Consider the following 14,376-nt stretch of genomic DNA (forward strand, 5'->3'; position numbering starts at 1 on the left):
CACCCTGCCAGTTCTCATCGTGCTTCCCCCCGACGATGTCTACTTCATGGAGGAGGTGACGCGGCTGAGCTTGGGCTTCCTCGACGCTGGCGAACTGCTCGAGCTCGATTCGGGAACCCACTGGGTCGCCCAGGAGCAGCCGGAGCGAATCGGCGAGATTCTCGCCGGGTTCTTCGGTCGCTCTCGCTAGCCCACCCGGGTTCGAGTCCCGCTCCAAGCGCTAGGCGTCCGCTTCCCGAAAGTCCGCCGGGATCGGACAGTTTCGGCAGACCCGGTCGTCGCAGAGCCGGCAGAGCGTGCGGCGTTCCAGGTCCGTCGTGTCCATGGACGCCAGCATCTTGTGCAGGAGCGACGCGAGGGTCTCCTGCTCGGTACTCGTTAGCGGCGCCAGCAGCGGCCGGATCGCCGCGAGGCGCCCCTTGAGGATCTCCTCCCGCCGCGCGCGGCCTCGCTTCGTGACGTAGAGCGCCACCTCGCGCTTGTCGCGCCCGTCGCGACGCTCGACCAACCCGTCTGCGACCAGCCGGTCGACGAGCCGCACGGTCCCGGAATGGGTGAGGCGCAGAATCTGTCGCAGTTGATCGTTGGACGGCCCCAGGTCGTAGCCGATGACGACCAGTGCGGCGGGAGTCTCGCCGGCGTGGTTCAGGATCTCGCGAGCGCCGTCCTCGATCCGATTGGCCAGGGCGAGCCCCACGACGCCCAACAGGTTCGCGGTGCGGTTGACCATGGGACGAAGGTACGGGCGGTGTGCTCGATTATCGACTTGAAATATATGTGCGCGACGCACATAATGGGAGAAAGTCGAACGGAGAGCACACAGGACCCGATTCGAGCGGCCCCCATCCCCCCTCGACTCACCCGCGCCCGCCAGAGGAGAAGCCACGATGCTCGACCAACTGAGAACCAGCGCCGACGACTGGGACGCGAACAGCCCCCCCGAGCTCGAGTTCCTGTTCGAAGCGCGGGTCAAGCTCCACCTCCCGCCGCTGGACGTGGGGGCCATGCCCGATGGCCAGCGCACGATCTTTCTGATCCAGGGCGGCACCTTCGAGGGGCCGCTCCTGCGTGGACGCGTCGTACCGGATGCTGGCGCGGATTGGATCCGGATCCGCCCGGACGGCGCCGGGTTGCTGGACGTGCGTTTCTGTCTCGAAACGCACGACAACGCGCTGCTCTATCTGCATTGGCAGGGGCGCTACTGGGCGGCGCCCGAGGATGCCGAGTACGCGCTGGATGTCGAGAAGCCGGACGATCCGGCCGGTGCCTGGCGCTACTACTTCCGGGCGGCACCGCTGTTCGAAACCGGCGATCCGCGCTACGCGTGGCTCAACGACATCATTGCCGTCACGAAGTCGCGAACCGGCGACGGCGGCCCGATCCACCGCGTCTTCGCCGTGAAGTGAGGGGAACGCGGGTGCTCAGCGATGGCGCGAGCGCAGCGAGGCGAGGAGGCCGGTCGCGAGCGCTCCGCAGGCGAAGAGTGCGGCGCGTGTCGGCTCCGGCACGAACACGAGGGTCAACCTCGTGATGAAGTAGCCGTCGGGGATTCCCAGGCTTCCTCGCGCGATCCGGGTCGCCGACACGAGCTGTACGGCTCCGGCGCCGTTCGCCGTGCGACTGTCGAAGCCCTGAGCGGTGATGTTTCCGACCGCGCCGTTCTCTGTGGAGACGTTCGAGAGTTGCACGACGCCGGTCCGCCACGCGTCGAAGATGGGTGTCACGGTGGGGAGAGGGGTGAAGGGAATGGACCCGCCCAGGCCGAGGCCGCGCGTTCCCGCGATCGTGAGAGGGTTGTCACGGAAGGTGGCGCCGCCGGGTGAGAGGAAGGTGCGGAGCCGGCCGGGGACGGCCATCGGTCCTCCGAGCACCATCATGCTCTCGGCGAAGTTCGCTGCACCGATGCCGAAGAGCTCGAGCCGAACCGCTGCGAAGCTGGGCGTGGTCGCGCTGGTGGATCCGGTGAAGCCCGTGACGCCCGTGAATCCGTTGATCTCGTTCACGGGCGTTCGCGAGGATTCCCCGGTTCCGCTTCCCACCACGGAGATCACCGGGTCTCCGAAACCCGCGAAAATGGTCTGGGACCGTTCGCCGATCGCGATCGTGCCGTCGAAGGGGAGCAGGTCGGCGGACGCCAGACTTGCTGCGAGGGTCGTTGCGAGCCATGTGAGGGACAGGGTGGGGCGCATCCAAGCATGCTACCGGCTGTCACAAAAATGTGAAGTCCGAGTCGAGTTCCGACCTGGCCCGGTGGCTCCATCTGCGAGATGCGGTTCCTCAGAGAGGCCTGATTTGACTCGGGATTGTTTCGAGGCCAAGGTGTGCGGCGCGCGCGAAAACGCAGCGGTCCGTCCCGCCTGACGCGCGGGTACGGCAACGCGTGGAGGTAGGGATGAGGCCCTCGAAGTGGAAGTCTGCTGGATGCTTGGGGTTGTTGGTCTCCATGTCTCTGTTGGGTGGTTGCGCGACTCCTCAACCCCTCTTCCTGTCGACGCCCGCGCCCGTGGATGGCTTCGACCGGTGTCACCCGGAACGATTTCAGCCGACCGCGGAGTCGCGCACCTTCGAGCTCGAGCTTCCCGTCCGCAGTGATCGCGCTCGGGAGCTCGTTCATGACCACCTCTCGCTCTACAGCCTGGGCTGGGTGCGCGAGAGTCGCGGGCGGGTCATCGCGACCCGAGGTGCGGAGGTCCAGGGCCTGGTGGGGTTCGCGCGCAGTGCGAATCCCGCCGAGGAGGATGGCCTTCCTCAGCTGATCACGACGCAGCGCGATTTCGCCACGACCATCTCGTTCGAGTTCGAGGAACGCGCGTCTTCCACGCTGGTCCGCACCGAGAGCGATCCGACCTCGTTGGCGAACGCGAGTGCAGAGCTGTCCTACGGGGAAGCGATGCTGAAACGAATCTCGTGCGCCGTCGCGCTGATGCGAGAGCTCGAGGGTGCGCCGAGTGCCGGGGCTGGCTCCGACGGCGCTGAGGTCCCGGCCGGTACCCCCGTGCTCCTCTACTTCGGTGAGACCGTGCGGTCGAACGCAGCGAAGGCGGGCGATGCGGTCACGCTTCGCGTCGCCCAGGACGTCTACGCCGATGGCAAAGTCGTCATCGAGAAGGGCGCGCGGGCCCTGGGGGCGGTCCGGACCGCCGCCGAGTCGAAGGCGTTTCGAGGCGACGGCAGCCTGGGCCTGTCGATCGACTCGGTCGAGACGGCCGACGGCGGGACCGTCTCCGTGCGCTGGAAGGTCGACGAGAGCCTGGACCGGAGCCAGGGGCGGTTCGCGGCGTCGGGTCTGTTCGGAGGCGAGGGGGGCGGCCCCGGGCTACTGGGGCTCCTCACTGCGGCCAGTATCAGTGGCGCCGAGGTAGTGATCCCCATCGCGACCCCCGTGTGGGCGACGGTCGTCGCGCCCTGATCGGAGGGCGTGTGCGTCGGTTGCCTGGCCGTCGCTAGGAAGCGCTTTGCCTTCGAAGGGTCCGGACGCCGCCGAGTCTGGCGAGCGCAAAGGCCGCGAGGACCACCGCGAACGGCGCGAGACTCGGAACCGGGGTGCCGGCGATCGGCGGGTCGGGGCAGCCGCCCGGGGTGAGTGACGCCTGCAGGCGGCTGTCGGCGGTCGCGCGACCGAGCCCCGAGGCCTGGCCGGTGACGTCGAGCCGGATCGTGTCGCCGATCCGGACCTCCACGTTGGGCTGAATGTCTTCGTCCCGGAACCAGCCGCGATCGCCGAGGGTGGTGGCGCGCTCGATCGTCTGGCTCCAAATCGTGGAAGCGCGAATCACGCGCATGATGTGCGCGGCGCCGTCGTAGGTGGTGTCGACGCCATCATCGCGGACGTAGATCTTCGAACAGAAGTAGACATCGACCGGGTCGCCGACCTGCTCGCCCGGACCGGGCTGGATCACCGCTCCGTAGTCCAGGATGAACCGCGCTCTCCGCGTGAGGTTGGAGGGGGTGAAGGCCCAGGCTCCGGCGCGGAGCAGGGTGCCCTGGTTCTCCTTCTCGTAGCCGATGATTCCATCGGCCGAGGCGAAGACGTCCATCGGCAGCGGGCAGCTCGTGCCCGAGAAGACGCCGGGGAGGATCACCCACTGGCATTGGTCGATGGAGGTCTGGAAGGTGGCCGCGGTTCCCAGCGCAGGAACGCCAAGGAACAGGAGGGCCGCCGCCATGAACGCCCTGAGGATCGATCGCATTGGGGGACTCCGGGCGCTCGCCGCCGTCGGCGCGGACGATACCGACGCGCCGTGTCTATGCGCCAGGCTCGATCGGCGGGGACCTGCGCCGACTACGCCCGAACGCGCGCTCGGCGCTGGCGCCAGGTCAAGCCGAGGAGGCCGACCCACACGAGCGAAGCCACGCCCGGTTCCGGGACCACCTGCCGGACGTCGAGCACCTCGATGTTCATCATCAGGCGCCGCGCGGTGTCGATGTCGGGGCCGGCGATGAAGCGGAAGAGGTCGTCGGGCCGGCAGACCGCCGAACTCGTGCACTGGAGCTCGGAAAGGACGGCCGCTGCCGTCCACTCGAGGTCGAGGTTGTCGGCCGTGCGCGCGTAGAAGTTGGGCGCCGTATCTGCCGCTGCGAGCAGGTCGAGCTCGGCCGTCGTCCAATCCACGAAGCCGCCCTTCAGGATGGTGAAGTCGATGACGGTCATCGGTGCGCTGGCCGGGTCCGACTCTGCGACGTCGCTCAGCCTCACCGAGAAGACATCGTCGTTGAAGTAGTCGGCAACGGAGACCGCGAGGTTCCGGCGGATCGCGGACTCGGTGCTCCGAAAATCGCTGACGCGGAGGTTCTCCAGGCTCAGCCGGACATCCGCGGCCGCGGGAAGATTCTGGGCCAAGGCGACCACGGGCCCGAGGAGTGCGCAGAGCGCGACGGCAATGGAGAGGAGGGGGCGACCGGCTCGCAGCATGCAGGGGACCTCGTGACGTGACCTTCGGGGCGCACGAGATCCCATCGCGCGTTGCGCGAGCGTTCCCGGCCCTCCGGAGTGGCGCCCCGGGCTCGAATGTGGCGGGATCTTGCGGGCCCCCCGCACCAGCGCTGAAGGGTCGACCGCCTTCCGTCGCTCGGCCGGGTGTGTCCTTCGAGGCACACGTCGGCCGCGGTGCGAGTCGGGGTGGGGCCGCCGGACGACCTCTCCATCCGGCCCCGAACGCCTCAGGCGAGCGCGTCTTCCGGGCCGACGGCGTCGAAGCCTGTCGCGGGTCGCCACCAGGAACGCGCCGACCGCGATGTCGATCGCCGCGCAGAAGGCGGGGTACCAGGCGAAGACGCCCGGGTTCACGAAGAAGAGGTCGTGGCCGAGGTCGTAGAGTCCGTGACTCGCCCAGGCGACCCCCGCCAGCACCTTCACCTGGGGGAACCCGCCGCGCCAGCACAAGAGGCCCAGCGCGACGTAGGGCAGACCGGCCAGGAACTCGAGCCCGATCGCCCGCCCGTCCGCGGCGAGGGCCCCGAAGCCCATGTAGAAGAGTGGGAGCGCGACGAGGGAGAGCGACCAGAGGAGGGCTTCGATCCGGTAGCGACGCGCCAGGGGGACGCTCACCGCGACGAACGCGAAACCGACCGCCGCGCCCACCACGTCAGGCCACACGGCGCAGCACCTCCTGCTCGAGGCCGACACCGAAGAGCTTCTCGAGACGGGCCTTCGCCCGGAACGCGCGATGCAGGAGGCGGTGCTTCCCCATCACGCCCTCCTGGAACGCGGGTCGCGTCTCGATGCGCTCGAACCAGGCGAACACCTCGGGGAAGCAGGCCTCGAAGGGATAGCCGCACTCGGTGAGCCGCATCGCCTTCATCGCCCAGAGCACGTCCGCCATGGTGAGGTCGGCGCCCGCCAGGAAGGGGCGCCCGTCGCCGAGCTGCGTATCGAGGTCGCGAAACGCGTTGTTCAAGTTCTCGAGGTGCTCGGCGTAGACCGCCTCGGGGAAGCCGCCCTTGGCGCTCTGCCGGTCGTAGCCCTCGTAGAAGTCGATCAGGTTCTCGCCGTCGTGCTGCTCGCGCAGCAGTTGCTTGAGGTTCTGTTCTTCCTTCGCGTTCAAGCGACCGAGGCTGCCGAGGCCCCAGCGGAAAGTCACGAAGCGGATCGAGCGGTGGAGTTCCTTGCCGAGCCGGGTGAGGCGGGACGCTTCTTGTGCGATCTCCGTCTCTCCCGGGGGCACGAGTGGCGCGCCTCCGAAGGCCTCGTCGAGATACCCGATGATGTCCATCGACTCCAGATGCAGCTGTCCTTCGTGAACGAGTGCGGGAACGACGAGGTCGGGGTGGATCGCGGCGTAGGCGGGGGTCATGTGATCCTTGCGAACCAGCGAAACGCGTCGGCTGACCCAGCGGCCGGGCTCGCCTCGGATCGCGCTCGGGGAACCATCGTCGAAACGAACCTCGCGGCCACGGTGGAGTCCCTTTTCACGAAGGGCGAAGCGGACCCGCTGGGCGCAGGGAGCGCCGTCGAAGTGGAAGAGGTGGAGGCCCTCGAGGGTGTCGACGAGGGGGCTGGCGGGGTGGGGGACGTGGGCCATGGGCATCCTTTCGGGAAGGGCGTGTTGCGGGCGGTGTGCCGAGCATAAATATGTACTAATGGTATAATAATGACAACCCGCGGGCGTTCTCTGTCCCGCGCACCGGAGTCCACCCACCATGCCGCGCGGTCGCCCCCGCCAGTTCGACGAAGACACAGCCCTCACCGCGGCGATGCACCTCTTCTGGGAGAAGGGGCTGTCCGCGACCTCGCTCGACGACCTCGAGGCGGCGATGGGGATGAAGCGGCCCAGCATCTATCTCGCCTTCGGTGACAAGGAGGCGCTGTACCGGACGGCCCTCGAGCGGTTCTGCGGTCAGCTCACCGCAGGGGTCGACGAGGTTCTGGAGGGCTCGCAACCCCTCCGGCCCGCGCTCGTGGCGTTCTACGACCGGGCGATCGACGTCTACACCGCCACCGAACCTTCGATGGGTTGCCTGATGGTCTGCACGGCGCCCGCCGAAGCGCTGGTGCGTCCGGAGGTGGGTTCCGACCTGGCCGCGCTCCTGGCCCGCCTGGACCGTGCCTTTGCGCGCCGCCTGCGTCGCGCGATGGAAGAGAGGGAGCTTCCCCCCGACATCGCGCCGGAACTCACCGCACAGCTGCTCCAGGCCACCCTGCAAACCGTTGCGCTGCGAGCGCGCGCCGGGGCGTCGAAGCGGTCGTTGCGAAAGCTCACCCGGCACGCGGTCGAGCGGCTGACCCGGTCGTGATCTGAGGTGTTCAGGATATCGAACAGGTGACACGTAGGGGTGTGGATTGGGTGGATGGCCTTCCGGGTCGTTCGCAGAGACATGATAGTGTGGCGCCAATCTCCAAGAACGTGCGCGCCACGTCATCGCCGAGGTCCCTCGTGAAGCTGTTGGTTTCCGTCGCATTCCTGGTTGGGGTCGGTCTGTCGGTTTTGGGGAGCTCCGCGGACTCGCGGGAGCTCGATGAGTTCAACTCGGGCGCGAGCGGTTCCGGGACCTTCTTCAGCTCGGGCTCCATGATCGGAGGCGAGCGGGATCACCGCCTGGCCACCGCGGGGACGACGGTGCAATACAGCGCACTCGGATCGAGCGGAGTCGTCTTGAACTTCGGCCCTGCTGACAACGTTCTCTACCAGATGGTCTACGACGGAGATGACGGCGATCCGACGGGCGCAGTGGCCGGTCTCGGGGGATCGGACTTGACCGACGGCGGGACGGCCGACCGTTTCGTGGTCGAGGTGGTCGATGTCGTGGGTAGCGTGAACGTCGTGGTCGCGGCGGGAGAACAGACGAACCCGGTGGCTTCGGGGTTGATCACGGTCAGCGCCCCGGGTCGCTATGAGTTTCTATTCGACGACGTCGTCGGTGGCACTGGAGTCGATCTCACGAACGTGGGGGTGGTGCTGCTCGTTCTCTCGGGTCTGGATGCCTTGGAGACGATCACCATCGATCGATTCGCGACGGAAGGCGCCCCTCCAATCGACAGCTTTCTCGAGGAGTTCCCGTTGGTGATGGGTGGGAGCACCATCCAAGACACGGCGGACGCCGTGGGCGGTCAGCGGGACATCTGTGACTTCGGTGGGGCGCCCAACGCTCAGTATCTGGTGGAAAGGGGGGGCTTCGAGGTACTCCCGCCGCCGAACTCGGTGACGCTCGACCTCCAGTACGATCGTGACGACGACGTCTGTGCGTTGACACCTCAGCTGCAGATCGATCCGACGGGTGGTGGCGTGCGAGACCAGGTGGTCTTCGAGGTGGGGGCGGCGAGCCTGGGGGTCCTTTCGGCGCGCTTCCGGCTGGGTCCAGCGTCCGACGAATGGGTGGATACGCCGAGCCTAGTGATCACGGGGCCAGGAAAGTACCGCGTGCCCTTCGCCGATCTGACGCGCGGGGCGGGAATTCCCTCCGGAAATCTGGATTTCAGCGATCTCCGGTGGGTCCGAGGAAGAGTGACTGTCGCTGCATCGGGGTTCATCGATCTCGACGCGATCAAGATCGAACCCGCCCCTCCGCTCGACGACTTTACGGTGTCGGCCGTCGTCTCTGACTTCTCGATCCTCGATGACCCGTTCGTCGAGGGCGGCGAGCGCGATTTTTCGAGCCTCCCGGTTGGGTGGGACGTCGAGATCGCCGAGGGAATGCTGCAGCTCGCGAACAACGCGGGTGCGACCGGCGGGGTCACGGTCACCTACGACGGCGATGATGGAACGACGTCAACCAGCTTTGGGCTCGACGTCGACGTCACGCGCAATGGCGCCCACGACCGTTTCGGCGTGACCGTGCAATCGGTGGTCGGAAACCCAACGGTGAACGTCCTCCTCTGGGACGATCAGCTCGTCTCTGGTTCTGCTGGGGCGCCTTGTCCGAATCCCGGAGTCTGCGAGATCGCGTTCTCTGGCTATCCGTCGGCGCTGGATCTGGAGACTGTGGCGCAGATGAGCCTCAACGTCGTCTTGCCACCCGGGGCTTCGATCTCCCTCGGCGAGCTCGGCACCGTGCTGCCGGAGCCTACGGGCGCATTGCCGCTGTCAAGCGGTCTCGCTGCGCTGTGGGCGAGTCCGCGACGCCGAGGCGGGAGGAAGGCGTAGCGGCGCGGCGCCTCGGCGTGCGAGGAGCTATCGGGTCGCCGCGAGTCTGCGGAACACGCGAGCGCCCTCCGCGTCGCTCGGGTAGATCAACTCGACCCGCAGTTCGCTCAGGGTGACCTCGCGGGCCGTCTCGAAGCGAAGGGCGGCACTGTAGGTCGAGACGACGTCTGCTCCGATGCGGATGCGGGGCATGATCAGGGGGGCTTCGTCCCGCGGATCGAATGCGGGGCGCGGAACGTCTTCGAGCCAGGCGAACGCGCGATCGACGAGTTCCACCAGGCGAGGATCGCCAGAGCGCTCGGCACCGCGGCGCCGTCGCTCCGCGTTGACCCAGGCAATCTCTTCCCAGTTCTCGATGGCCGCCCTGCCAGGGGGTCCATAGAACTGGTCGATCAACTCCTCGGGTGTGCGTTCCAGCGCCCCCGGGAGCAAGCGTTCGTAAGTGGCATTGCACAGGCGTACGCGGCCGGTCTCTTCGATCACGGCGGCCGGGTAGGGCGCGTGGCCTTCGACCAGCGTTCGCAGGTCATCGAGGATCGGGAGGATCGAGGCGTCGTCGAGCGGTCGTTCGGCGTAGGCGCGAGGCAGCCCGGCGGATGCGAGCAGGTCGTTGCACTCGCGGACCGAGAGTCTCAGGGATTCGGCGATCCGCAGGATGACGTCGCGGCCGGGGCGCGAACGGCCAGTCTCGATGAACGAGACATGGCGCGGTGTGGTGCCGGCCCGCGTGGCGAGCTCGAGCTGGCTGACGCCGCGGGCGCGACGCCAATGGCGGAGCTGGGTGCCGAAGTCGCTCGGAGTCGCGGTCCGGCTCGGCATCCCGCCAAGCTAGCGCAGGGGCGTGTCCGCGACGCTTCCCGGATAGGGAAAGGGCGCCGCTTCCCTGCCCGGGAATCGTGCGGACGCGGCGCGTCGGGAACGATCTTCGAGCGCACCGCGCTTCGAAGAAGGAGTACCCGGATGGTCGAGCAGCCCCAGGATCTGATCACCGACGAGACGGTCTCGACCTTTCTCGCCGGCCCCCCGGCCGAGATGGCGGACTTCGCGTTTCTGCTCGGGGAGTGGGAGCACGAAGCGATCCGCTACGACGCCCAGGGAAGCGTGCAGCGAACCCATCGCGGGCGCTGGCGCGCACGCACCATCGCCTCGGGGCGCATCGTGCTGGACGAGGTGATCTCTCTGCGTGCGGACGGAACGGAGATCGCCAGCATGGCCACGCTGCGGACCTTCTGTCCGACCCCCTCCCGTTGGGAGATGACGTTCTTGACCGCACACCAGCCCGCGCTTCCCATCTCGTTCGGCGGGGCGCGCGTTGGCGACGAGCTTCACCTCGAGGTGCGGGTGGCAGGTGCGCCGGAGGCACCGTGCCTCGCGAAGGTTCGCTTCTTCGACATCCAGCCCGACCGGTTTCGCTGGGAGCAATCGATGCGCAGCGGCGAAGACGCGTACGAAAAGTCGGTGGAGATCTCGGCATCGCGCACGTCTGAGGTCTGGCGCCTCCCAGGCTGAGTTCCAGGTCGGCTCGAGGCAAGCAGCGTCGCCGTGCCGGAGGCCGGGGCGGCTCAGATGTCGGCACCGCGGAAGGCGGGGGACCGGGCCCGGAACGCGGCAGCTCGGGGAGAACCCACCGGCCCGGCCGCGCTGCGAACGGCCTCCACCAGATCGGCGGCCGAGAACGGCTTCGAAACGAAACGGTAGTCGGCCGGGATGTCGCGGCGGGCCATCACGTCGTCGCGATCGAATCCGCTCATCAGTACGATCGGGAGCGTCGGGGTTCGCTGACGCAGCGCTTCGGCCACCTCGCAGCCGTTCTGCTCGGGCATGGTGAGATCGAGCAAGGCCGCGTCGATGACCGGCTCGCTGCTCGCGAGCTCGAGCGCGATGCGTCCGCTGCTCGCTTCGAGCACACGGAAGCCCGCGCGTTCGAGGAGACGGCGCGCGACCCTGCGGACGCTGGGTTCGTCGTCGACCAGGAGGACGGTGCCCGTTGCGCTGGGGATCGCGCGCGTAGCGGTCGCGGGCGCCTCGGCCAGACCTGGGGTGTAGGGCAACAGGAAGCGAACGCGCGTGCCTCGTCCGGGGGCCGTGGAGACGGCCAGGGCGGCATGGTGCCGTTCGGCGATGCCCTCCACCGCCGCCAGGCCGAGCCCGCTGCCCCCTTGTTTCGTGCTGAAGAAGGGCTCGAAGATCTGGCCCTGGATGACGTCGTCCATCCCAGGGCCGTTGTCTCGCACCTCGAGGTACGCGTAGTCGCCGGGCGCGTGAGCGCTCCCGAAGCGCATGGCTTGGAGCGCGCCATCGTTCACGGGTTCGATGCCCCAGTCGACGTCGATCGTTCCCCCTCCGCTCCGGCAGGCATCGACGGCGTTCTGCACGAGGTTGATCAGCACCTGATCGAGCTGGGCGCCGTCGGCCTCGACCGTCAGTGCGTGCGGGGTGCCCCGTTCGCGGATCTGGACGCCAGTCGGAAGCGACGAGCGGAGCACGCGCGCCACTTCACGGACACGGGTTCCGAGGTCGATCCGCGCCACCTCGGGTTCGGCCTGGCCCGCGTATGCCAACAGCTGGTGCGTCAGGCGGGACGCATGTTCGGTGGCCGCGCGCGCGTCCTCCAGCGTCGCTCCGACCGATGCGGGGAGGTCGGTCTCGTGGGTGGCGAGCTCGAGGTTGCCGCCGATGGCGGTGAGGAGGTTGTTGAAGTCGTGCGCGATGCCGCCGGCCATGAGCCCCAGCGATTCGCGCCGCTGGGCCGCTTGCATGGCTTGCTGCATGGCGAGCCGCTGCTCGTTGGCCGCGGTGGCCTCGCGGAGAGCCTGAGCGGCAGCTTGTTCCCGCTCTTCCGCGCGGCGTCGGAGCGCGTTCTGCCGCATCACCGAGTTTCGCCGCGTCACGAACACGGCGACACTGGCGAGGAGCCCGGTCCCGAAGCGCACCGTCCACTCGCTCCAGGCCCCTTCGAGCGGCCAGAGGAGGGCCAGGGGAGCGAGCCAAGCGGTGGCGAGTACGGCGAGCGCCCCCATGAACCAGCCGGGGCGCAAGAAGCCATACCCTGCGGCGAACGCCGCAAGGGTCATGTACACGCCGTGACTCGGGTCTCCGAGGATCCAGAGTTCGCGCGCGTTCACGAGTGAGACGAGCGCGACCAGGCACAGCAACCAAGGGTGAGCGGCTCGTTCGGAGACGCCCTGGTGGGCTTGCACGCGCCAGCACACGAGCAGCACGAGCGCCGCGATCCCGTGCGCGACCTGCTGTTCGCCCGCGTACTCCTCGGGGCGCCCGAGCCAGGGTCCCACCAGGGCGACGGTCAGGTAGAGCGAGCCGAGTGCCAGGAACGCGGGAGCGACCAGTTCGGCCGCGACCTGATCGAGGATACGCAGATCGCGGTCTACGCCAGTCGCCTCTTCGCGATCGCGATGCATGGGCGACAGTCTAGGGGGAGCACCTGGTGGGTGCGCAAGATGGGGCGGGTCCGAGTGGGGCGGTTCCGTCCCACCCGCAGTGGATGGGCTCGGGCCACTGGGGAACGGGCGAGCTCTGCGCTCACGCCGCGACGCGTCGCGCGAAGCCGTGGATGTCGCGGACCGTGGCCGCGTAGACGTCGGGCATCGCAGCTGGCGCGAGGCAGTCGCCCGCGTGGCAGGTGCCGTTGACGGTCCGGCCCACGGCGGGAACGCCGGCGGCGACCAGCTTGCGGTAGTAGACGAGGCCTTCGTCGCGCAAGGGGTCGAGCTCGTTCACCGAGATGGTGTGGGGGGGCAGCCCCTGCAGGTCGCGTGGCGTGGCGTGGTAGGGCCAGGCGAGAGGGTTCGTGGCGTTCTTGCCGTCCGGGTCGTAGACCTTCGCGAGCGCGCCCATCGTCGTGCAGCTCAGGAAGTAGCCGTCGTTCTCGACGAGGGAAGGGAGTTCCGGCGGCGGCTGTCCGTAGCCTCCGAAGATGTAGGGGCATTGGGCGTAGATGCCGGCGATCTGGTCGATCCAGCCCTCGCGGTTCGCCTTGAGCCCCGTCGCGATCGAGAGATTGCCGCCTCCGGATTCGCCGGACACCACAAGGTGCGAGATGCCGAGTTCCGCGCGGTGCTCGTGCACCCACTGAACAGCGCTCGCGCAGTCGTTCAAGCCAGCGGGGAAGGGGTGGTCACCGAGCGAACCCCCGCCGTTGCGGAACTCGACGCCGACCACGACCAGCCCCGTGGATGCGAGCTCGTCTCGCCAGCGCGCAGCATAGGCGCTCTCAGCGGTGAGGATCACCATGCCGCCGCCGTGGATATGCACGACGCAGGGCAGGGGGCCGGCGGCGTTCGCGGGCCGATGCACGTAGAGCGGGATCGAATGGTCGTCGACACCGCGGATCGTCTCGGTCTCGACCGATACGCCGGTGATGTCGGGTACGTCTCCGAGCAGAGCGCTGAACGACTGCATGTGTTGGGGCTCGGCTGCCCGGCAATACTCGAGCAGCTCTGGGTAGGACGAGTCTGCGCTCACCGGTACCGGCGGCGGTTCGCCGCCAATGCCGACTTGCGCCAACGCAGCCAACATGCGCGGGTCGGCCCGCGGGTCGTTCTCGAGTAGGAGGTTCGGGTCGCCGAGACGACCGGGCAGAGCAGGGCGCGAAGACGTCATGGCTTCGTCGTACACCGGAACCGGCCCGCGTGGCAAGCGTTGCGAAACGCTGGACGGGGAGGGTACCTAGCGGGCGACGCCACCCAGCACGACGCCGACCAGCGCATCGAGCTGTGGCTTGCGCTCGATCGTGACGATCGGGCGATCGGCCAGCTGGCTGCGCAGCAGGCCGAGCAGGATCGCCTGCAAGCTGTGGGCGGTGGCCGTCACGTCGAGATCCGCGCGGAGCTCGCCGCGCGCGATGCCCTGCCGCAGGATGCGCGCCAGGGTACGACGGGTGGTTTCGAGAGCGGCCTGGGTGGCGCCGGCGTCGGTGGCGAGGTCCGATTGCGCGGCCTCGGAGATCACGACCTGGGCCGCGGTGACGCGCCAGCTGTCGGCGAGGCCTTCGCGAAGCCAGCGTTCGATCGCGCCGCAGGCCGTCTCGCAGGAAGCGACGCTGTCTTCGAGCCACGCTCGCCAATCGTCGATCATGTAGGCGTGCAGAGCCGTGAGCAGCGCCCCTTTGCTCGGAAACTGCTTGTAGAGCCCGGCGCGTGAGATCCCGGCCTGCTCGGCGATCGACACCATGCGCGCGTGCGCGTACCCCTCCTTTGCGAAACAGGCGGCGGCCGTGCGCAGAATCGTCTCGCGCGAAGAGCCCGGCTCGACGCCGGCGGTCGATGTCACCGGTGCG

Annotated in this window: 15 protein-coding genes; 6 read left to right on the forward strand and 9 right to left on the reverse strand. The window is 68.3% G+C overall.

The genetic code is table 11. The features are described 5' to 3' along the window. A partial coding sequence (locus AAF430_25125; GenBank protein MEM7413539.1) for a hypothetical protein occupies positions 1-190 on the forward strand: 190 nt, incomplete at its 5' end. Positions 191-220: 30 nt separating this feature from the next. Here AAF430_25125 and AAF430_25130 read toward each other — a convergent pair. Continuing rightward, positions 221-730 carry a MarR family transcriptional regulator gene (locus AAF430_25130; GenBank protein MEM7413540.1) on the reverse strand — a complete coding sequence of 170 codons (510 nt, stop codon included), beginning with the start codon at positions 728-730 and terminating at the stop codon, positions 221-223. Between the two features lie 157 nt (positions 731-887). On the opposite strand from AAF430_25130, the gene AAF430_25135 reads away from it, so the two are divergent. Beyond that, a complete protein-coding gene (locus AAF430_25135) occupies positions 888-1,406 on the forward strand; it encodes a DUF3237 domain-containing protein (GenBank protein ID MEM7413541.1) in 519 nt (172 codons plus the stop codon). Between the two features lie 15 nt (positions 1,407-1,421). On the opposite strand, the gene AAF430_25140 is transcribed toward AAF430_25135, so the two are convergent. Next, complete coding sequence (locus tag AAF430_25140) at positions 1,422-2,189, reverse strand: hypothetical protein (protein ID MEM7413542.1); 768 nt, start codon at positions 2,187-2,189, stop codon at positions 1,422-1,424. A 245-nt stretch (positions 2,190-2,434) separates the two neighbouring features. On the opposite strand from AAF430_25140, the gene AAF430_25145 reads away from it, so the two are divergent. After that, on the forward strand, positions 2,435-3,409 hold the full coding sequence (locus tag AAF430_25145; protein ID MEM7413543.1) for a hypothetical protein: 975 nt from the start codon (positions 2,435-2,437) through the stop codon (positions 3,407-3,409). Positions 3,410-3,443: 34 nt separating this feature from the next. On the opposite strand, the gene AAF430_25150 is transcribed toward AAF430_25145, so the two are convergent. From AAF430_25150 to AAF430_25160, 3 genes are all read right to left on the reverse strand, one after another. Next, positions 3,444-4,166: a hypothetical protein gene (locus tag AAF430_25150; protein ID MEM7413544.1), complete on the reverse strand. Its 723-nt coding sequence runs from the start codon at positions 4,164-4,166 to the stop codon at positions 3,444-3,446. 116 nt (positions 4,167-4,282) lie between these two features. Further along, positions 4,283-5,596, reverse strand: a complete 1,314-nt coding sequence (locus AAF430_25155) for a hypothetical protein (protein ID MEM7413545.1) — start codon at positions 5,594-5,596, stop codon at positions 4,283-4,285. Beyond that, positions 5,586-6,521, reverse strand: a complete 936-nt coding sequence (locus tag AAF430_25160) for a glutathione S-transferase family protein (protein MEM7413546.1) — start codon at positions 6,519-6,521, stop codon at positions 5,586-5,588. The genes AAF430_25155 and AAF430_25160 overlap by 11 nt, the downstream gene beginning before the upstream one ends. A 118-nt stretch (positions 6,522-6,639) precedes the next feature. Between AAF430_25160 and AAF430_25165 the strand changes: the two genes are divergently transcribed. Further along, on the forward strand, positions 6,640-7,233 hold the full coding sequence (locus tag AAF430_25165) for a TetR/AcrR family transcriptional regulator (protein ID MEM7413547.1): 594 nt from the start codon (positions 6,640-6,642) through the stop codon (positions 7,231-7,233). Between the two features lie 140 nt (positions 7,234-7,373). Beyond that, on the forward strand, positions 7,374-9,080 hold the full coding sequence (locus tag AAF430_25170; GenBank protein MEM7413548.1) for a hypothetical protein: 1,707 nt from the start codon (positions 7,374-7,376) through the stop codon (positions 9,078-9,080). A gap of 27 nt (positions 9,081-9,107) precedes the next feature. On the opposite strand, the gene AAF430_25175 is transcribed toward AAF430_25170, so the two are convergent. Continuing rightward, a complete protein-coding gene (locus tag AAF430_25175) occupies positions 9,108-9,899 on the reverse strand; it encodes a helix-turn-helix domain-containing protein (protein ID MEM7413549.1) in 792 nt (263 codons plus the stop codon). A 141-nt stretch (positions 9,900-10,040) separates the two neighbouring features. Here AAF430_25175 and AAF430_25180 point away from each other — a divergent pair, with 141 nt between their 5' ends. After that, the gene (locus AAF430_25180; GenBank protein ID MEM7413550.1) at positions 10,041-10,589 is read left to right on the forward strand and encodes a hypothetical protein; all 549 of its coding nucleotides are present in this window, start codon (positions 10,041-10,043) and stop codon (positions 10,587-10,589) included. A 53-nt stretch (positions 10,590-10,642) separates the two neighbouring features. Here AAF430_25180 and AAF430_25185 read toward each other — a convergent pair whose 3' ends face one another. The 3 genes from AAF430_25185 to AAF430_25195 form a co-directional block, all read right to left on the reverse strand. Further along, positions 10,643-12,499, reverse strand: a complete 1,857-nt coding sequence (locus tag AAF430_25185; GenBank protein MEM7413551.1) for a response regulator — start codon at positions 12,497-12,499, stop codon at positions 10,643-10,645. Between the two features lie 121 nt (positions 12,500-12,620). Further along, positions 12,621-13,700 carry an alpha/beta hydrolase fold domain-containing protein gene (locus AAF430_25190; GenBank protein ID MEM7413552.1) on the reverse strand — a complete coding sequence of 360 codons (1,080 nt, stop codon included), beginning with the start codon at positions 13,698-13,700 and terminating at the stop codon, positions 12,621-12,623. Between the two features lie 66 nt (positions 13,701-13,766). Further along, positions 13,767-14,369, reverse strand: coding sequence for a TetR/AcrR family transcriptional regulator (locus tag AAF430_25195; protein ID MEM7413553.1), 603 nt, complete (start codon positions 14,367-14,369; stop codon positions 13,767-13,769). Positions 14,370-14,376 lie beyond the last annotated feature (7 nt).

The organism is Myxococcota bacterium, assembly GCA_039030075.1.
Classification (GTDB): Bacteria; Myxococcota_A; UBA9160; order UBA9160; family SMWR01; genus JAHEJV01.